The organism is Aureimonas sp. OT7 (assembly GCF_014844055.1).
Lineage (GTDB): Bacteria > Pseudomonadota > Alphaproteobacteria > Rhizobiales > Rhizobiaceae > Aureimonas > Aureimonas altamirensis_A.
Genome location: NZ_CP062167.1, coordinates 2,954,096 through 2,972,417, shown reverse-complemented (window position 1 = coordinate 2,972,417; position 18,322 = coordinate 2,954,096). Strand labels below are relative to the sequence as shown.

17 protein-coding genes and 1 tRNA gene are annotated in these 18,322 nt (G+C 63.0%); 11 read left to right on the top strand and 7 right to left on the bottom strand.

What is annotated here, in order from left to right:
- Positions 1-41: 41 nt before the first annotated feature.
- On the top strand, positions 42-473 hold the full coding sequence (locus IGS74_RS14140; protein ID WP_192386966.1) for a tripartite tricarboxylate transporter TctB family protein: 432 nt from the start codon (positions 42-44) through the stop codon (positions 471-473).
- 5 nt (positions 474-478) lie between these two features.
- Positions 479-1,984 (top strand): tripartite tricarboxylate transporter permease, encoded by a 1,506-nt coding sequence (locus tag IGS74_RS14135; RefSeq protein WP_192386964.1) that lies wholly within the window; start codon positions 479-481, stop codon positions 1,982-1,984.
- A 91-nt stretch (positions 1,985-2,075) separates the two neighbouring features.
- On the opposite strand, the gene IGS74_RS14130 is transcribed toward IGS74_RS14135, so the two are convergent.
- Positions 2,076-3,065, bottom strand: a complete 990-nt coding sequence (locus tag IGS74_RS14130; RefSeq protein ID WP_192386962.1) for a hypothetical protein — start codon at positions 3,063-3,065, stop codon at positions 2,076-2,078.
- A 255-nt stretch (positions 3,066-3,320) separates the two neighbouring features.
- Between IGS74_RS14130 and IGS74_RS14125 the strand changes: the two genes are divergently transcribed.
- Positions 3,321-3,908 (top strand): alkylhydroperoxidase, encoded by a 588-nt coding sequence (locus IGS74_RS14125; protein WP_192386960.1) that lies wholly within the window; start codon positions 3,321-3,323, stop codon positions 3,906-3,908.
- Positions 3,909-4,777: 869 nt separating this feature from the next.
- On the opposite strand, the gene IGS74_RS14120 is transcribed toward IGS74_RS14125, so the two are convergent.
- The 4 genes from IGS74_RS14120 to IGS74_RS14105 form a co-directional block, all read right to left on the bottom strand.
- A complete protein-coding gene (locus IGS74_RS14120; RefSeq protein ID WP_192386958.1) occupies positions 4,778-5,107 on the bottom strand; it encodes a helix-turn-helix transcriptional regulator in 330 nt (109 codons plus the stop codon).
- A gap of 12 nt (positions 5,108-5,119) precedes the next feature.
- Complete coding sequence (locus IGS74_RS14115) at positions 5,120-5,368, bottom strand: type II toxin-antitoxin system RelE/ParE family toxin (RefSeq protein ID WP_192386956.1); 249 nt, start codon at positions 5,366-5,368, stop codon at positions 5,120-5,122.
- 1,033 nt (positions 5,369-6,401) lie between these two features.
- Positions 6,402-6,476: transfer RNA gene (locus IGS74_RS14110), tRNA-Val, on the bottom strand.
- Positions 6,477-6,541: 65 nt separating this feature from the next.
- Positions 6,542-7,255, bottom strand: a complete 714-nt coding sequence (locus tag IGS74_RS14105; protein ID WP_192386954.1) for an HAD hydrolase-like protein — start codon at positions 7,253-7,255, stop codon at positions 6,542-6,544.
- Positions 7,256-7,414: 159 nt separating this feature from the next.
- Between IGS74_RS14105 and rpiA the strand changes: the two genes are divergently transcribed.
- The 5 genes from rpiA (at position 7,415) to IGS74_RS14080 (ending at position 12,315) form a co-directional block, all read left to right on the top strand.
- Complete coding sequence (gene rpiA / locus IGS74_RS14100; protein ID WP_039193277.1) at positions 7,415-8,110, top strand: ribose-5-phosphate isomerase RpiA; 696 nt, start codon at positions 7,415-7,417, stop codon at positions 8,108-8,110.
- Between the two features lie 96 nt (positions 8,111-8,206).
- Positions 8,207-8,737: a DUF2059 domain-containing protein gene (locus IGS74_RS14095; protein ID WP_245283026.1), complete on the top strand. Its 531-nt coding sequence runs from the start codon at positions 8,207-8,209 to the stop codon at positions 8,735-8,737.
- 83 nt (positions 8,738-8,820) lie between these two features.
- On the top strand, positions 8,821-10,215 hold the full coding sequence (gor, locus tag IGS74_RS14090; protein ID WP_192386952.1) for a glutathione-disulfide reductase: 1,395 nt from the start codon (positions 8,821-8,823) through the stop codon (positions 10,213-10,215).
- Positions 10,212-10,847, top strand: coding sequence for a gamma-glutamylcyclotransferase family protein (locus tag IGS74_RS14085; protein WP_192386951.1), 636 nt, complete (start codon positions 10,212-10,214; stop codon positions 10,845-10,847). The genes gor and IGS74_RS14085 overlap by 4 nt, the downstream gene beginning before the upstream one ends.
- An 85-nt stretch (positions 10,848-10,932) precedes the next feature.
- On the top strand, positions 10,933-12,315 hold the full coding sequence (locus IGS74_RS14080; RefSeq protein WP_039193289.1) for a 3-deoxy-7-phosphoheptulonate synthase class II: 1,383 nt from the start codon (positions 10,933-10,935) through the stop codon (positions 12,313-12,315).
- Positions 12,316-12,372: 57 nt separating this feature from the next.
- On the opposite strand, the gene IGS74_RS14075 is transcribed toward IGS74_RS14080, so the two are convergent.
- Positions 12,373-13,023, bottom strand: coding sequence for a DedA family protein (locus IGS74_RS14075; protein WP_192386949.1), 651 nt, complete (start codon positions 13,021-13,023; stop codon positions 12,373-12,375).
- Positions 13,024-13,134: 111 nt separating this feature from the next.
- On the opposite strand from IGS74_RS14075, the gene IGS74_RS14070 reads away from it, so the two are divergent.
- Together IGS74_RS14070 and gltX are read left to right on the top strand one after the other, a co-directional pair.
- Positions 13,135-13,443 (top strand): hypothetical protein, encoded by a 309-nt coding sequence (locus IGS74_RS14070; protein WP_192386947.1) that lies wholly within the window; start codon positions 13,135-13,137, stop codon positions 13,441-13,443.
- Positions 13,444-13,479: 36 nt separating this feature from the next.
- Positions 13,480-14,862, top strand: coding sequence for a glutamate--tRNA ligase (gltX, locus tag IGS74_RS14065; protein ID WP_192386945.1), 1,383 nt, complete (start codon positions 13,480-13,482; stop codon positions 14,860-14,862).
- Positions 14,863-14,918: 56 nt separating this feature from the next.
- On the opposite strand, the gene IGS74_RS14060 is transcribed toward gltX, so the two are convergent.
- Positions 14,919-17,225 carry an NADP-dependent malic enzyme gene (locus tag IGS74_RS14060; protein WP_039193295.1) on the bottom strand — a complete coding sequence of 769 codons (2,307 nt, stop codon included), beginning with the start codon at positions 17,223-17,225 and terminating at the stop codon, positions 14,919-14,921.
- A 235-nt stretch (positions 17,226-17,460) separates the two neighbouring features.
- On the opposite strand from IGS74_RS14060, the gene IGS74_RS14055 reads away from it, so the two are divergent.
- Entirely contained in the window at positions 17,461-18,297 is an 837-nt protein-coding gene (locus tag IGS74_RS14055) for a UDP-2,3-diacylglucosamine diphosphatase (RefSeq protein ID WP_052194825.1), read from the top strand.
- The last annotated feature ends 25 nt before the right edge of the window (positions 18,298-18,322 follow it).

Genomic DNA, 18,322 nt, shown 5'->3' with positions numbered 1-18,322 from the left:
GAGGAACACGCCATGCCGGCAATACGAGCCCGCAAGGATTTTTGGGCGGGCTGCTATACGTCGCATTCGGCCTTTCGGCGCTGGCGATTGCAAGCGGCTACCCCATCGGCACAACCGCCAGAATGGGCCCCGGATACTTCCCCATCTTACTGGGCGCCGTGCTGGCAATGTTTGGCCTAGCGGCAATTGCCCGTTCATTCATGCGATATGGCGAAGCGATCGAACCGATCGCCTGGAAGCCACTTGCCCTGGTGACGGTCGCCGTCATCGCGTTCGCTTGGTTACTGCCACGGCTCGGATTGCCGCTCTCTCTGGCAGTGCTCATCCTGATATCGGCGTCATCGAGCAGTCACTTCAAGCTCGGCATCAAACCTATGCTTCTCATGGTGGCGCTGATTGCCTTCTGCGTACTGCTCTTCATCGAGGCGCTCGGTGTGCCGATGCCTCTTGTCGGCTCATGGTTGAAGGGCTGAGCGAAATGGATATCCTGGCCAACCTGGAACTTGGTATCGTAACTGCCCTCAGTCTCGACAACCTCTTCTACTGTTTCGTCGGAGTGTTGCTGGGCACGGCGATCGGCGTTCTCCCTGGGCTCGGCCCGTTGACGACGATCGCGATACTCCTGCCCATCACGTTCGACCTGCAGCCTGTCGCTTCGCTCATCATGCTTGCCGGCATCTACTACGGTGCGCAGTACGGAGGATCGACAACGGCTATCCTCGTCAACCTGCCTGGCGAATCCGCCTCGGTCGTGACGGCCCTGGACGGCTACAAACTGGCGATGAAGGGCAAGGCGGGGCTTGCGCTTGCAACCGCGGCGATCGGCTCCTTCTTTGCCGGCACCGTTGCGACAGTGCTTGTCGCCCTTTTTGCGCCGCCGCTCACCACGGTCGCACTTCAGTTCGGTCCGGCCGAGTATTTTTCACTGATGGTGCTTGGGCTGGTCGCCTCGGTGGTGCTGGCACATGGATCGCTCCTGCATGCGCTCGGCATGATCGTGCTGGGGCTTCTGTTCGGCGTCATCGGAACGGATGTCAACACTGGCCTTCCGCGCTTCACATTCGGCTTCACCTATCTCGCGGACGGCATAAATTTCGTGATTGTCGCCATGGGACTTTTCGGGATCGGCGAAATCGTCGCGAACCTGCAAAACGAGGCGTCGCGCACGGTTCTGACCCGGAAGGTGACCGGGCTGATGCCGACACGCCAGGAGCTCAAGCGCATCGCCGCCCCCATCCTGCGTGGCACATTTCTGGGGTCCGTCCTCGGCATCCTGCCCGGTGGCGGGGCCATGCTCGCATCGTTTGCATCGTACGCCTTCGAGAAGCGCGTCTCGCGCCACCCCCAGGAGTTCGGCAACGGCGCCATAGAAGGCGTCGCAGGTCCGGAATCCGCCAACAATGCCGGGGCGCAAACCTCTTTCATCCCAATGCTGACGCTGGGAATACCATCCAATCCCGTAATGGCGTTGATGATCGGGGCGCTCGTCATCCAGGGCATACAGCCCGGTCCGTCTGTGATCACCGAGCAGCCCACCCTGTTCTGGGGCCTTATCGTTTCGATGTGGATCGGCAATCTGATGCTGCTGGTTCTCAACCTTCCGTTGATCGGCATCTGGGTCCGGCTCATCACGGTGCCGTATCATTTCCTTTTTCCGATGATCCTCGTGTTCTGCGTCATCGGGGTATTCAGCCTGCACAATGTGAGCTTCGACATCTATGTAATGTCGCTGTTCGGCCTTCTCGGTTACCTGTTCCGAAAGCTGGATTGCGAACCTGCACCACTCTTGCTTGGATTCGTCCTCGGACCGATGATGGAAGAAAATCTGCGCCGGGCCATGTTGCTTTCCCGCGGCGATGCCACGGTGTTCGTGACCCAGCCCATAAGCGCCGTCATGTTGGTCGCTGCCGCCGTTCTTCTCTTCATCGTTATCCTGCCTTCGGTACGCCGGACGCGTGATACGGCTTTCCAGGAGGAAGACTGATCGGAACGGAAAGTCAGCCGGCCCTGGCGACCGATCCGCCAGAAGTGAAGCGAGAGGGCAGTGGCACCACTGCCCGCCGGTGCTCGCCAGGTCACCGATCTGCCAGGGTCTGGTCGCCGTCGTCTGCCGGCGTCGAGTATTCCCACTCGAACGTCGAGCCGAACTGCAGCTCTCCACCGAAATAGGCGCTCACGGTGTCCAGGTCCTCTGTAGACCTCGACATGCCCACAGCGAACGGCAGTGCAGTCAAAAAGTTTGGGCAGTCGTCTGCGGTCTGCAGTATTGCATCGTTTGGATCGTTACAAATGGCGTTGTCATCGAAGTCGACCGAAGCGAAATAATAGACTTTCTCTGCAAATCCGTTGCCGGGATGGCCTGGGCAAACGCCCGAGACGATGTGGCGGTGGCTCGACGACATCAGCGGCCCTCTGCAGCCTTTTGTCTCTGCCAGAGACATCCGCTCAAACAAGCCATGGAAATATGGCTCCGGGTCAGGCGTCGCGATGACTAACGCCAGCCGCCTGCTTCCCGACCTGTAATCGACGGCATAAGCATCGGTGCCGAGCTGGTACTTGTAGGCTGTGCCCTCGGGCAGGTCTTCGGCGGCCAGTGGCTGGCCGAAAATCTGGACGAGGCGCTCCGGAGGCGTATCGACGCGAATGCGCGATACCGCCTCGATTGTTTCATCCCCCTGGGAGCCGTCGGCGTCTCTTGCTTCGGCCTGAACTGCAACTCCCTTCTCGATAAGTATCGCCTCCGTCTGGGCTTGCAGGCAGGCAGTGTAAATCCTGAAAAGTTCAACACCGATCTCGTCGGGTGTGATCCGTTCGATGAGAGCACCCACTTCATCTCTGGTGACGGTCGTTCCCGCCTGTACTCCAGATAGATACTCGGAAATGGTAGCGCTGACTCTGTTGGAGGCGGCGATCTTCGACCCCATTGAGCATCGACGACTGATAAGATCATCCGCATTTGTGGCCATATCCGATCGCTGATCCCGCCCAGGCGCATTCGACCAGACAAAAAGACCGATCGACACCAGCAAGGTGCCACAAAGTATGGCGGCGGCAATCTTGTACATTTCAGATCCTCGCCTTGACCGAACCATCCGGTTCTATCTGCGGGACAGTATTAAGCGCTCTCCCCCGGGCGCTTGTCCATTTGCGATTGCCACGTCGGCAAGACACCGTGCCACAGATGACGGGCACAAGCGTGCGGGATGCCGCACGCACGTCAAAATCCAATCGTTCCGCTTCCTGGCAGACTGGCTGCCACAACTTCCCGGTCGCTCGCGTTTGAGCGAGAATGCGATCCGCGAACAGCCAAGGAGGAGACGATGTTCGTTCGGACCATAGAACCGGAAGACGCCTCGGGCGACGTCGCGTCCATCTACGCAGGGGAAATCGCGACAATCGGGCGAGTCATGCAGGCGACCCAGTGCTGGTCGGCGAGGCCCGACATTCTGGCACCAGTCGAGCATCTGTTGCATTTGATGAGAGACAACTTTTCACTGGGGCTGATCAACTTTCGGCTCATCACCCTGATAGCGGCCAAGCACGTACCTTCCAGCTATTGCTCCCACGTCTACTTTCGATCGCTTTCCGGCATGATCGGGCGAGATCAGACACTGGCTGTCTGGAGAGACTATCGTAATGCCGGGCTCACGGACCAGCAGGTCGCAATGCTTGCTTATTCTGAGCAGATCACGATGGACGCCTCGCTGATAACGCAAGACGATATCGACGCGTTACGCACCGTCGGCTTTACCGATCTCAATATCGCCGATATCGCGTTGGTGGCGTCATTCCGAAATTTTCTTAGCCGGTACTTCGACGCAGTTGGCGCGGAGGTCGAGCCCGAATTTCTGGATGACGACATCAACGTGCGAAAGAAGCTGACCGTTGGCGGTCAAGATGCACACTAGACGGTCGATCTGGCTGCCCGGGGAGGTTCGGAGCCCGGGGCTTCGAGTGACGCAGCTTCGGTGAACCTGCGGGCCAACTCGTAAAATGTCGGAGAGGCCTTGAGGGATATGGTGGGCGCGACAGGGATCGAACCTGTGACCCCTCGGCGTGAACGACGGCGGGAATAACCTGCATACCGCCGATGAAGAGTTCTGCTCTGGGTACGCAGATCCTTGTGTTGACCCTTCATCTTCAAGTGGCCCAGCAGGCGGTATTTGAAAGACAAGACCCGGCACGGCTCTCTACGATCCGCACCCAGCCGGATTACTCATCAAGACGGCGGCGCTGAAAGTCGCAGCAGCGCAGGGCTTTACGAAACGGTCCGGGACGCATGTCGGTGTTTGTGGAAGAACCCTTGCGCCTAACCCCTACGAGCCCAATGGCAAGCACCAACTTCCATAGGCCAGGCAGGAGTTGCGACCTGCCCGTCCTGACAAGAGATGGAATTGGCCCTGCCGAGCCAGCGTGTGGCAGGAGACGCGCCGGAAGATCGAGAGATCGGCTAGTCTTACCCTACGAGCGTCAGGGGGCACGGAACAACGCGGGCGGGGGGGAACGGCTGGCGATCGATATCAAGTGGTGCCTAACGTAGGCGAGAGCCGGGGTGTCAGGTTAAACGCGGGCTATGCGCCAAGCTGCCGTCACTTGATTGCAGCGTGTCTTCTTTCTCTCAATTGCGTTCATGAGTTCGACTAAGTCGTCGGCTTCGTGCATTTCCAGACCACCGACCGAACGTCATTGAGCGCAACGGGAATGTTCACAGAGAAGTCGACGACAGACCACATGCCATCGTCTTCCGCGCGCATGGTGTAGCGGTCATCGGGCATGTCTACACCAAATCATCGATCGACACCGACAAGGCGGTGGCAAGCTTCCTGATGGTATCGACTGACCCGGACTTTCGGCCTGCCTCGATATCGGCAATCTGGACTCGGTTTACCCCGGCGCTTTCCGAAAGCTGAGCCTGGGTAAGGCCCCGCAGATCGCGATAGACGCGGAGCGGGCTTTCACCGTCGATCATGCGCTTGACGAACTCGGCAGGGATAGATTCCCCTCCATCCCCCATTGCGCGGTCGTAGGCGATGATGTCGGCCAGGTCGTCGGCAGCGTTCAGAAGCCTTTCGTACTCGGTCTTCTCGATGGTCACCATCTCATTCATGGTGGTCTCCTTTCAGTCGTAGACCCCGCCACGCGGGCCGATGTTCAGAACGTCGAGGACTACACCGTCCTGCATGATAACACGCCAGTCGCCTAGACGAAGACGGATACCATCCCGGCCCTGAAGCTTCTTGATGTTATTGGCCTGCGATGACGGGTCAGCGGCATAGGTTTCGATCTTCCCCACGATGCGCCGGGCCGTATTTGCCGGCATCCTGCGAAGGGCTTTGACTGCGGCGGGTCGGTAGGTGATCTCTTTCATGAGCCTCTGTAGCCGATAGCTACATCGACATCAACGGAAATGTAGCTGATGACTACAGGAAAGGTAGCGTCCGTGCCCTGCCGCCCCTGCCAAGCCCGCCGAGAGATGTTAGCCACAGCCAAGGTGAAGGACGGCATCAAGGGTGTGGTGAAAGTGCTGCCGGCAGTCGTCGTCCATATGGTCCGTAAGCCATGACCCAGGTTCGCAGTGATGCTGTCGACTTTGGCCGTGTCGCTGCCATCATGGGCCGCCTGCCGCTGGATATGCAGAAGGTTGCCTTCGGTCGGGCAGCGGCTCGCATGCGCAGTGTGGTCGAACGCAACTACGCCCGCTTTGCCCTACGGCACATCCATTCCGCAGAAGCACATCATGTCGCGTATGCGGTCCTACGTTTCACTGCGCATGCCGAATTTTGCCGGAGCCGGTGCCGCAATTGAATACATATCGTGCTCTAAACTGAGTGACGCTCTATCAAGCAAGCCTTACCACACAACTCTTCGGCCAGCCTACGAGCGGGCTTTTTCTATGGAGCAATCATGGCGAACGCAATCCGAACCTTCGGTTCTTCGTGGCGCGCTGGATATCGTCCCGGATAGGGTTGCTTCTTCGACCATCGTGTTGGGACCGACCATCGCCGTTGGCCACGTGACGGTTCAGCCGGGCACAATTCCATCTGTTTCTGGGGTTCCTGATGCTGCAGTTGCGGCTCGTGCCGTCCTAGTCGAATCCAGCCGAGCGGAGAGGCGTTCAAGCCCGTGTGGGCGACGCTGTGGCGCCGTCCGCAATTTAGACTATTGCTATTCCACCCGTGCACGCGCCGGGGTTGATGGCCGCCCAGCAGACGCAGCGACGCCGCGAGGCGGAAAATGTTCGGGCCCAAGCAGACACGCAGCGTCGCGCCGCGCTTTTCGGGCAGGGCTGCGTCGCCGACATATTCGGGAAGCTTGCGCCGAAAACAGCGCCGAAAGTTTCCGTTCGGACTTGTTCGGCGCTGTTACTGGGGGTTGGAATCCATTGTAATCGCTTCGGAATATGGTGGGCGCGACAGGGATCGAACCTGTGACCCCCTCGGTGTGAACGAGGTGCTCTCCCGCTGAGCTACGCGCCCTATGCAGCGTTGCGGTGTGTCCGGCTGCGAAGGTGCGCCGATATAGTCGGGCCCGGCCGGTTCCGTCAACCGGCTATCGCACGCGCATGCCACAGTTTGTGCACGAGCTCCGGCGTGACGGCCGCGTAATCATCGGCGATGTGGGTTGCCTCGGCCCGCGCCTGTGCGTTCGCGTCATAGCCGAATCCCATCAGGATGGACGGGATCCCGGCATTGAGGGCCGCGCTCGTATCGGTCCGTGTGTCGCCGATCATCACGGACCGGGCAGGGCTTCCGCCGGCCTGTTCGATGGTGCCAGTGACATGGATGGCATCCGGCTTTCGCGCCGCGAAAGTGTCGAAGCCCGCGATCGCCGCGAAACGCGCCGAAAGTCCGATCGAATCGAGCAGCAGCCGCGCCAGCCGCTCGCTCTTGTTGGTGCAGACCGCAAGCACGAAGCCGGCGTCCCGCAACCGGTCCAGCGCGTCGACCGCGCCGGGGAAGGGCAGCGAATGTCTGGCGATATTGGCCTCGTAGAAGGACAGGAAGCAGGCGACCTGCTCCTCGAGCTCGTCTTCGCCAAGATCACGGGCGGCCCAGCCATAGGCCGCCGTCAGCATCGCGCGGGAGCCGTGCCCGGCATAGGGCCGCACCATATCCAACGTAACCGGCGCCATCGCCCTCTGCGCCAGGCAATGGTTGAGGCTGCCGGTCAGGTCGGGCGCGGTGTCCACCAGCGTGCCGTCGAGATCGAATATGGCGAGGGGAGGCGCGTCTGGCGCAGCTTTCGAAACGGTCATCTGGGCATCAAACCCGCCTTGGCCGTGGCGTCAAGCGGAGGCACGGCCAAAGGGTGGCTTCCGCGCCCGCGGCAAACGCATTAAACGGGGGGGCTACTTGCAGCTTGTGGCCGGCACGGGGATTCGCCGCGCAGGCGGTACCCTACGAAGGACTGCGAAATGAGTGATGCAGCACGCCTGAAGGAAGACGCGGCACGCGCCGCACTCGCCCATGTGGAGGGCGGGATGCGGCTGGGCATCGGTTCCGGGTCGACCTCCGAGGCTTTCGTGCGCGTCCTGGCCGAGCGCGTCCGTGAGGGCCTTGAGATCGTCGGCGTACCGACGTCGGAGCGTACCGCGCGCCTCTGCCGCGAAACCGGTGTTCCGCTGACGACGCTCGACGATACGCCCGAACTCGACCTTGCCATCGACGGCACCGACGAGGTCGATCCGGCGCTGCGCCTGATCAAGGGTGGCGGCGGCGCCCTCCTGCGGGAGAAGATCGTGGCGGCGGCCTCCGCCCGCATGATCGTGATCGCCGATGCCTCCAAGGAGGTCGAGACGCTGGGCGCGTTCCCGCTGCCGATCGAGGTGAACGGCTTCGGGCTCGTCGCAACCTATCTCGCCATCGAGCGGGCCGCCGGGCTTCTCGGGCTCAGCGGCGGGCTGACCTTGCGGAAGACCGGGGAGGAGCCGTTCTTCACGGATGGCGGACACCTGATCATCGATGCATCTTTTGGCCGCATTCCCGATCCAGAAGCGCTGTCTGCCGCATTGTACGCGGTGCCGGGCGTGGTCGAGCACGGCCTGTTCCTCGGACTGGCGACTTCGGTCGTCCTCGCCTCGAAGACTGGTATTCGCGTGCTGGAAAGGTAAGGTCCTGGCGGGCCATCGGTCGCAAGGGGCTTCCCCGGCTCCGATTTATTCATTAGTGAGCGGTCAGCTCATGTTCGAATCCATGGAGATGGAACTTTGAAAGTTCTGAAGCTGAAGTTGCGTCGGTCCATGTGCGCCGCGGCCGCCCTGCTCATACTGTCGGCCGTTCCCGCTTCCGCGCAGGAAATCAGCCCCTCGCACCTTGCAGCGGCGCGGCAGGCCGTCGACGCCATAGACACGACCGAACAGTTCGACCAGATCCTGTTGAACGCGGCGACGCAGATCAAGGCGGAGCTGATCGTCAACAATCCGAACCTGCAGTCGGAAATCTCCACGATGGTCGACGACAACGCGATCGCGTTGGCGCCGCGCCGCGCCGACCTGGAAAACGAGATCGCCCGCATCTACGCCAAGATCTTCACCGAGCAGGAATTGCGCGAGATCGGCCAGTTCTACGCTTCGGAGGCGGGCCGCAAGCTTCTGGCGCAGGGCCCCGCCGCCGTCCGCGAAACGATGGGCGCCGCCGATATCTGGGCCAACGGCATCGTGCGCGATCTGCGCCAGTCGGCGGAAGCCGGCATGCGCCAGCTCGCGCCGGCATCGGCCAACAACGCGCCGGCCCAGTAAACCCTTCGCCGATTTCGGCCTTTCGGCGGCGCGCCCATGGCGCGCCCCTTCCGCTTCCAGTCCCCGCAAAGTGAGGGCGCCCGATGAGTCGCTACGACTACGATCTCTTCGTGATAGGTGGCGGTTCTGGCGGAGTGCGCGCGGCGCGGCGCACCGCCGCGTTGGGTCGCAAGGTGGCCATCGCGGAAGAATTCCGCATGGGTGGCACCTGCGTCATCCGCGGCTGCGTCCCGAAGAAGCTTCTCGTCTACGCCTCCAAATTCTCCGAAGAATTCGAAGACGCCGCCGGCTACGGCTGGTCGGTCGGGGAAACGCGCTTCGACTGGCCCACACTGATTGCCGCCAAGGATGCGGAAATCCAGCGGCTGGAAGACATCTATACCCGCAACCTGGAAAAGGCCGGCGCCGAGATCCTGAAAACGCGCGCCGTCCTCGAAGGGCCGCACGCGGTGCGTCTTCTGGAGACGGATACGACGGTGACCGCCGAGCGCATCCTGGTCGCCGTGGGTGGACGGGCAAACCCATTCGCCGACATGCCGGGCGCGGAGCATTGCATCACCTCCAACGAGGCGTTCCACCTGAGGCGCCTTCCCGAGCGGATCGTCATCCTGGGCGGCGGTTACATCGCGGTGGAGTTCGCCAATATCTTCCATGGCCTCGGCGCGCATGTCACGCTGGTCTATCGCGGCAAGAAGATCCTTGGCGGTTTCGACGACGATCTGCGCGACGGGGTCAGCGCGGCGATGCAGCGCAAGGGCATCGATATACGGTGCGAGGATACGCTCGTCGAAGTGCGCCAGAAGGCCGATTGCCGCTTCGAGGCGGTGCTGAAGGGCGGGGACAGGCTCGACGCGGACGAGGTCATGCTGGCGGTCGGGCGCAAGCCGAACACCGAAGACCTCGGCTGCGACAAGGCCGGGGTAACGCTGGATCATCTCGGCGCGATCGAGATCGACGCGTATTCCCGCACGAGCGCGCCGTCTGTCTGGGCGCTGGGGGACGTCACCAACCGCCTTCAGTTGACGCCGGTCGCCATTCATGAGGCGATGTGCTTTGTGGATACCGAGTTTCTGGGCAAGCCGACCCGGCCGGATATCGAAACGGTGCCGACGGCCGTCTTCTCCCAACCCGAAATCGGCACGGCCGGCCTGACCGAGTGCGAGGCCGGGGAGCGGTATCGCACCGTCGAGGTGTATACGGCACGGTTCCGCCCCATGCGCAACATCCTGGCCGGCCGCGACGAGCAGATGATCACCAAGCTCGTGGTGGACGGGGAAAGCAGGAAGGTCGTCGGCGCGCATATCCTTGGGCCCGATGCAGGCGAACTGGCGCAGGTGCTGGGCATCTGCGTGAAGGCCGGGCTGACGAAGGACGACTTCGACCGCACCATGGCCCTGCATCCCACGGCCGCCGAAGAACTCGTGACCATGTACACACCCAGCTACATCCTGCGCGATGGCGAGGTGCAGGACGCATGAGCCTGATCCACGACGACCACCCCGACCTTGCCGCGCTGATCGGCGAGGGGCGGGTCGTCGCCTATTTCGGATATGGCTCGCTGGTCAATCGCCGCACGCTGCGCACGCGTTTCCTCGGCATCCGGCGTGCGGAGGCGGCCGGGTGGCGACGCTTCTGGCTGCCGCGGCCGCAGCCGGTGCCGGCGCTCCTGTCCGTGCGGCCCGCCAAGGACTTCGTGATACAGGGCGTCATCGTCTATGACCTCGCCGATCACCTGCCCTTGGTGGACGAGCGCGAGGCCGGCTACATGCGCCGCGTCGTCACGGCCGACAGGATCGCGGTGGAAAACCCGGTGGCGGGTGATGTACCCCTGTTCATCTACGAGGCCTCTGCCGACGAGGAGACGGCGTCCGAGGCCGGCGCCTTCATCCTCCAGTCCTACCTGGATGCCGTGATGCAGGGCTTCCACGCCTTGTACGGACGCGCGGGGCTGGAACGCTTCGTGGAAGAAACCGAAGGGTTCCGCACGGCGGTTCTTCAGGACAGGCATGCGCCGCGTTATCCACGCCCGGTCGAGCTCGAGGAGGGCGAGGCCGCCCTTTTCGATACGCTTGTTTCGGCGCGCGGCGCTACCCATCTGCCACCTGCCTGAAACGGGCTTTTTGCCGTGACAATTCAGACCATTGGTGTTTAAACAGCCACCTTGATGCGTAAGATTTCCGCAGGAGAATGGGGCAATGACGAAGGATTGGACACCGGCAACCTGGCGCTCGAAGGACATCGAGCAGGTTCCCGACTATCCGGATCCGGCCGCTTTGGCCGAGACGGAGAAGCGTCTTGCCAGCTTTCCGCCCCTCGTTTTTGCAGGTGAGGCCCGCAAACTGAAGCGCTCGCTTGCCGAGGTCGCCGAGGGCCGTGGTTTTCTTCTGCAGGGCGGCGATTGTGCCGAAAGCTTCGCCGAGCATGGCGCGGACAATATCCGCGACTTCTTCCGCGCGTTCCTGCAAATGGCCGTCGTGCTAACCTTCGCCGCCTCCTCGCCTGTGGTCAAGGTTGGGCGTATTGCGGGCCAGTTCGCCAAGCCGCGCTCATCGAATTCCGAGAGCAAGGGCGGCAAGACGCTACCTTCCTACCGCGGAGACATCATCAACGGCATCGAATTCGACGAGGCCTCGCGCATTCCCAGCCCGGAGCGCCAGGAAATGGCGTACCGGCAGTCCGCCGCGACGCTGAACCTTCTGCGCGCCTTCGCGCAGGGCGGTTACGCCAACCTCGACAACGTCCACCAGTGGATGCTCGGCTTCCTGTCGGGCTCGCCGCAGGCGGAGCGATACCGTGAGATCGCGGATCGGATCTCCGAAACGATGAACTTCATGCGGGCGATCGGCATCAATTCCGAGAACCATCCCGCTTTGCGCGAAACGGATTTCTTCACCAGCCACGAGGCGCTGCTTCTGGGCTACGAGGAAGCGCTGACGCGCGTCGATTCGACCAGCGGCGAGTGGTATGCCACGTCCGGCCACATGATCTGGATCGGCGACCGCACCCGCCAGCTCGAGAATGCGCATGTCGAGTATTGCCGCGGCATCCGCAATCCGATCGGCCTTAAATGCGGGCCGAGCCTCGACCCGAGCGATCTCCTGCGGCTGATCGACCGCCTCAACCCGCAGAACGAGGCAGGCCGGCTGACGCTGATCACGCGATTCGGACATGAGCGGGTCGAGGCGCATCTGCCCAAGCTGATCCGCGCCGTGGAGGCCGAGGGGCGCAAGGTGGTGTGGTCGTGCGATCCCATGCACGGCAACACGATTACCGTGAACGACTACAAGACCCGGCCCTTCGACCGCATCCTCGCGGAAGTGCAGGCCTTCTTCAACGTGCATCAGGCCGAGGGTACGCACCCCGGCGGCATCCACGTCGAGATGACCGGCAAGGACGTAACGGAATGCACAGGTGGCGCGGCACGGCCCGTCCTGGCGGAAGACCTGTCGGATCGCTACCATACGCATTGCGACCCGCGCCTGAATGCCAATCAGGCGCTGGAGCTTGCATTCCTGGTCGCCGAACTGGTCAAGAAGCATCACGAGCAGGGCGAAGCACGCACGGCCGTCAATTTCTGACGGCCGACGCCTCGAACGGCTCTACCCGGGAAACCCTCGGAGCTCTGCTCCGGGGGTTTATTTTTGGCCTGTCTTCTCTTCGTCGGTAATCGGGCCGACATGGCCGACGCGCGCCACGGGCGGGCCTTCCCTCCGGCCCTTCGCCCACATGGGGCCGAACTGCCGCCAGCCCAGATACAGCACCAGCGCGACGGCGAGCGCCACGAGGATGTAGAGCACCACATGCTCGACGGTTTCGAGCCGGGCGAAGACGGAACTGATCGAGTATCCGAAGACGTAGCCGATCGACGTGAAGATGGAGGCCCACAGGCCGGCGCCGATGAAGTTGAGGATCAGGAAGCGCGGCACGGTGATGCTGGATAAGCCGAGGGCGATCAGGCCCGGCATGCGCAGGCCGTAGACATAGCGGTTCACGATGACGAAATAGGCGTGGAACCGGTCCACGAGGCGCAGGGCCTTCGCAAATTTCGGCTTGCGGATCCAGCGCTGTACCCAGCGATGGTTGGAGAAGTAGCGGGCAAACAGGAACACCGCGAGATCGCCCAGGAACGAGCCGACGAAGGCGAGGCTCATCATGAGTTGCAGCGAGTGGTTGCCCTTGTAGGCCAGAAAGCCGCCGATGATCGCGAAGACCTCGCCTTCGAAGAAGGTGCCGACGAAGACGATGATCAAGCCGAACCGGTCTATGAGTCCGAGGATTTCGTACAAGATGCCTCCGCATGGGTCACGCTTTGTCGCCCAAGGTATGCGCCACCTTGCTCCACCGCGCCGGGATGCTTAAGCATCTATCGTCACGGTAGACAAGGAGCCAGTTTCGCAATGCTCATTCCACCGGCGGGTGACATCGCCATGGCGGCCACCGTCGTCGGCGTCCTGTTCCTGGTCCGCTTTCTTCTGACGATCCGGCGCATCCGGGCAGGTGAGCCACGAGCGACGACGATGTGGGCGGACCTCGGACAGGTAACGCAGCCGCTGGCCTTCGGTCGCGCGGCCGAGCCGGACCGGCGGCATGCGATGCGGCAATTCGTGGTTGGTGCCGTCCTGACGGCTTGCGGCCTTGCCATGGCGGGATGGGTGGTCGCCTCCAGCGTCCTTGCGCCCATCATGCAGCGCGGCCTGGACATTTGATTGCTTTCACCCGTGCGGCGGAATAAGGCTCCCGCCATGAGTGTCATCGTTCGTTTCGCCCCGTCGCCCACCGGCTACATCCACATCGGCAATCTTCGGCCGGCCTTGTTCAACTGGCTGTTCGCCAAGGAGCGGCCGGACGCCGGGCCGGGTCGCTTCGTTCTGCGTTTCGACGATACCGATACCGCACGATCGCGCCGGGAATATGCCGATGCCATCTCCAGCGATCTTGCCTGGATCGGCATTCACCCGGACGAGGTGGTGCGCCAGTCGGACCGGCTGGAACTTTATGACGCCGCCGCCGAGAAGCTGCGCCGGAACGGGCTGCTTTACCCCTGTTATGAGACGGCCGATGAGCTGGAGCGTCGCCGCAAGCGATTGATGGCGCGGGGCCTGCCCCCCGTCTACGGCCGCGAGGCGCTGGCGCTGACGGCCGAGGAGCGGGCCGCCTGTGAGGCGCGGGGCATCCGCCCGCATTGGCGCTTTCTGTTGCCGAACTTTGAATCGAGCCCCTTCGAGACGCGGCGCACCGAGGTGCACTGGGACGATCTGGTGCGGGGGCCCCAGACGATCGACCTGGCGTCCCTGTCGGACCCTGTACTGGTGCGGGAAGACGGAACCTATCTCTACACGCTTCCTTCCGTCGTCGATGACGGCGAGATGGGGATCACCCATGTCATTCGCGGCGACGACCATGTGACGAACAGCGGCGTGCAGATCGCGATTTTCGAGGCGCTGGATTACGCGGTGCCGACGCTCGGCCATCATAATCTTCTGACGACGGTCGACGGCGAGGGCCTGTCCAAGCGCTCGGGCGCGCTGTCCATTCGTACCCTGCGGGACGAAGGCTTCGAGCCGATGGCGATCGCCTCGCTGGCCGTGCTCGTCGGCGCATCCGGATCCATCGAGCCGATGCCAAGCCTTGGCGCGCTCGGCGCGCGTGTCGACCTTTCGCAAGTGTCGTCCTCCAACGCGAAGTTCGACCCTGCGGAACTCGGGCGCCTGAATGCCGAGCTGACGCATGAGTTGCCGGTGGAGGCGGTCGCGGCGCGGCTTGCAGACTTCGATGTCCCGCCAGAAGATGCACAAGCCTTCTGGATGGCGGTGCGCGGCAATTGCAGCAAGGTGCCGGATGCCGCCGAATGGGCGCGCATCGTCTATCGCGGGCCATCGCAGATCGCGTTTTCGAGCGAGGATCTGGAATTCGTGCGAACGGCTTTTACGCTGTTGCCAGCAGAGCCCTGGGATGGCGACACCTGGCGGCGGTGGACCGACGCGGTGAAGGCCGCGACCGGCCGCAAGGGCCGGTCGTTGTTCATGCCGCTTCGCCTGGCCCTGACAGGGGTGGACCACGGCCCCGAGCTGGCGGCGCTTCTGCCGGTCATCGGCCATGCCCGCACCTTGCGGCGCATACCCTGACAGCCTGACCTGCCGCAAAGGCGAGCGCGCCCGCCTTTGCCTGGCTTGCGCGGCCGTCAGCCGCGCTTCTGCACCGCTTCCGCCACGGCGATGGCCGTCATGTTGACCACGCCCCGCGAGGTGGCCGACGGGGTCAGGATGTGAGCCGGCGAGTTGGTACCCAGAAGAATGGGGCCGACATGCAGCGAATCCGTCATCGCCTTCACGACGTTCATGGTGATGTTGGCGGCATCCAGCGTCGGGAAGATCAGAAGATTGGCGACGCCCGTCAGCGTCGACTGCGGCATCACGCGGCTGCGCAGCTCTTCCGACAGGGCGGCGTCGCCGTGCATTTCGCCGTCGATCTCCAGGTCCGGCATGGCCTGCCGTACGATGGCCAGCGCCTCGCGCAGCTTGATCGCATCCTCCGTTTCACCGGTGCCGAAGTTGGAATGCGACACCAGCGCGACCTTGGGCGCGATGTTGAAGCGGTCCAGCTCCTTGGCGGCAAGCTGGGTGAACTCCGCGATGTCGGCGGCTGAGGGATCTTCCTGCACGTAGGAATCGGCAAAGAACAGCGGCCCGGATTGCGTGATCAGCAGGCTGAGGGCCGAAATCCTGGAGACGCCGGGCGTAGCGCCGATGACGTGGCGGATGTCGCGGATATGGCGCGAGAAGCGGCCCGCAAGACCGCAGATGAGGCCATCGGCCTCGCCGCGGGACACCGAAACCGCGCCGATGACGGTGGTGTTGGTGCGTACGATGGTGCGGGCGGTGTCCGGGTTTACCCCGAGACGGCCGACCTTGGAGAAGTAGTGATCCACATAATCGCGGTAGCGCGGATCGTCTTCCGGGTTGACGACCTCGAAATCCTTGCCGGGACGGATGCGCAGGCCGAAGCGCTCCAGGCGCGTCTGCAGGACGCTGGGACGCCCGATCAGGATGGGCTGGCAGATGTTTTCCTCCAGCAGCACCTGGGCGGCGCGCAGCACGCGCTCGTCCTCGCCGTCGGAGAAGATGATGCGCTTGCCCGATTTGCGTGCCACCGCGAACACCGGCTTCATGATGAGGCCGGAGCGGAAGACGAAGCGGTTGAGCTTGTCCAGATAGGCATCCCAGTCGGCGATGGGGCGCGAAGCGACGCCCGTCGCTTCGGCGGCACGCGCCACGGCCGGCGCGATCTTCAGGATCAGGCGCGGATCGAAGGGCGAGGGGATCAGATAGTCGGGTCCGAATACGGGTGTTTCCGATCCATAGGCCTTGGCGGCCACTTCGGACACCTCCTCCCGCGACAGCTCCGCGATGGCGTCGACAGCCGCGATCTTCATCTCTTCGTTGATCGAGGTGGCACCGCAATCCAGCGCGCCACGGAAGATGAAGGGAAAGCAGATGACGTTGTTGACCTGGTTGGGAAAGTCCGACCGCCCGGTGCAGATCATGGCATCCGGGCGCACGGCCCGCGCCAGGTCGGGCATCACCTCCGGGGTGGGGTTGGCCAGGGCCATCACCAGAGGCCGCTCGGCCATCTTCTCGAGCAGCTCCGGTTTCAGGATGCCGCCGGCCGACAGGCCGAGAAAGATGTCCGCGCCGCCGATCACGTCGGCCAGCGTGCGGGCCTCGGTATCGCGGGCATAGACCTCCATCCAGCGGTCCATGCGCTTTTCGCGGCCCTTGTAGACGACGCCTTCGATATCGGTGCAGGTGATGTTTTCCCTGCGCGCGCCGAGCGATACGAGAAGGTTCAGGCAGGCGAGGGCGGCCGCGCCCGCGCCCGAGGTGACGATCTTCACGTCCTCGATGGCCTTGCCGGCCAGCAGAAGCGCGTTGCGCACGGCGGCCGCGACGATGATGGCGGTTCCATGCTGGTCGTCATGGAAGACGGGAATACCCATGCGGGCCCGTAGCCGCTCTTCCACCTCGAAGCATTCGGGGGCCTTGATGTCCTCCAGGTTGATGCCGCCGAAGGTTGGCTCCAGCGCGGCCACGACATCGACCAGGCGGTCGATTTCCCTTGCGTCCACCTCGATGTCGAAAACGTCGATATTGGCGAATTTCTTGAAGAGGACCGCCTTGCCCTCCATCACCGGCTTGGACGCCAGCGGCCCGATATCGCCGAGGCCCAGAACGGCGGTTCCGTTGGACACGACGGCCACGAGGTTGGCTCTGCCCGTGTAGTCGGCCGCGAGCGACGCGTCCTTTTCGATCTCCAGGCATGGCGCGGCGACGCCGGGCGAGTAGGCCAGCGCCAGATCGCGCTGGTTGCCAAGCGTCTTGGTGGCGCGGATCTCCAGCTTACCGGGCTGCGGATACCGATGGTAGAACAAGGCCTGTGCGTCGAGATCCCGGTTCGGCTGGTTCGGCTGGATGTCTTCTGTTCCGGGCATCGGTTCCTCGCTTTTGCATGGGCAGCCCCGCCAGGAGGCGGAAAGTCTCGTCTAGAACATCGGCGCACGCCGCGCAAAGGTCTGAGCATTTCCTACACGCATTTGTTGTGCCCCGATCGTTCGAAACAGTTTGGCATCGATCCCCGGAATACCGGAGGCTTCCCGCATTATCATATGGATGTCATGGGAATCGGGCATTGGCTGCACAGCAGTCGAAACAGGAGCTCGAAGCCCCATGGACTCCATCTCGGACGTGCCTGGCGGCACCGTCGCCCCCGCTACCATCGCGCGGCAGTTCCGAACGCTGTTCATTTCCGACGTCCATCTCGGCTCGAAGGCCGCGCAGGCCGACCTGCTGGTAGACTTCATGCGCTTCCATACCGCGCCGACCATCTACCTGGTGGGCGATATCGTCGATGGATGGCGTCTGCGCCGCAGCTGGCACTGGCCGGCCTCGCACAACGATGTGGTGCAGAAGCTGTTGCGGCAGGCGCGCAAGGGCAGCCGCATCATCTACATACCGGGCAATCACGACGAGTTCCTGCGACCGTTTCCCGGCCAGCATTTCGGCGGAATCGAGGTGCGCGTCGACGACGTGTTCGAAGCGGCGGACGGGCGCCGATACCTGGTCATCCATGGCGACGAATTCGACGTCGTGGTGCGCAATGCGCGCCTGATCGCCTATCTCGGCGACTGGGCATATGACGCGGCAATCGCCGTCAACCACGTCTTCAACCGCATGCGGCGCTGGGCCGGCTTCCCTTACTGGTCGTTATCGTCCTGGGCCAAGCTGAAGGTCAAGAACGCCGTCAACTTCATCGGCGCCTTCGAGGATGCGCTGGCCGGCGAGGCGCTGCGGCGTGGATGCCAGGGCGTGATCTGCGGCCACATCCATCATGCGGCCATCGCGGAGCGTGCCGGCATCGCCTACATCAATACCGGCGATTGGGTTGAAAGCTGCACGGCCATCGGAGAGCGGTTCGACGGCACTTTCGAGATGATCCGCTGGACCGGCCATGGCCTTCAGGGTGTTGCCGGGCACGAGCACGAAGCCGAGCCCGTCGCGGCCTGAGAGGCGCCTACCACCAATTGACGAA

Bases quoted from the DNA above. Each gene is read 5' to 3' on its own strand.
- IGS74_RS14135 (WP_192386964.1), top strand. From the start codon at position 479: ATGGATATCCTGGCCAACCTGGAACTTGGTATCGTAACTGCCCTCAGT.
- IGS74_RS14130 (WP_192386962.1), bottom strand. From the start codon at position 3,065: ATGTACAAGATTGCCGCCGCCATACTTTGTGGCACCTTGCTGGTGTCG.
- IGS74_RS14125 (WP_192386960.1), top strand. From the start codon at position 3,321: ATGTTCGTTCGGACCATAGAACCGGAAGACGCCTCGGGCGACGTCGCG.
- IGS74_RS14120 (WP_192386958.1), bottom strand. From the start codon at position 5,107: ATGAATGAGATGGTGACCATCGAGAAGACCGAGTACGAAAGGCTTCTG.
- IGS74_RS14115 (WP_192386956.1), bottom strand. From the start codon at position 5,368: ATGAAAGAGATCACCTACCGACCCGCCGCAGTCAAAGCCCTTCGCAGG.
- IGS74_RS14105 (WP_192386954.1), bottom strand. From the start codon at position 7,255: ATGACCGTTTCGAAAGCTGCGCCAGACGCGCCTCCCCTCGCCATATTC.
- rpiA (WP_039193277.1), top strand. From the start codon at position 7,415: ATGAGTGATGCAGCACGCCTGAAGGAAGACGCGGCACGCGCCGCACTC.
- gor (WP_192386952.1), top strand. From the start codon at position 8,821: ATGAGTCGCTACGACTACGATCTCTTCGTGATAGGTGGCGGTTCTGGC.
- IGS74_RS14085 (WP_192386951.1), top strand. From the start codon at position 10,212: ATGAGCCTGATCCACGACGACCACCCCGACCTTGCCGCGCTGATCGGC.
- IGS74_RS14080 (WP_039193289.1), top strand. From the start codon at position 10,933: ATGACGAAGGATTGGACACCGGCAACCTGGCGCTCGAAGGACATCGAG.
- IGS74_RS14070 (WP_192386947.1), top strand. From the start codon at position 13,135: ATGCTCATTCCACCGGCGGGTGACATCGCCATGGCGGCCACCGTCGTC.
- gltX (WP_192386945.1), top strand. From the start codon at position 13,480: ATGAGTGTCATCGTTCGTTTCGCCCCGTCGCCCACCGGCTACATCCAC.
- IGS74_RS14060 (WP_039193295.1), bottom strand. From the start codon at position 17,225: ATGCCCGGAACAGAAGACATCCAGCCGAACCAGCCGAACCGGGATCTC.
- IGS74_RS14055 (WP_052194825.1), top strand. From the start codon at position 17,461: ATGGACTCCATCTCGGACGTGCCTGGCGGCACCGTCGCCCCCGCTACC.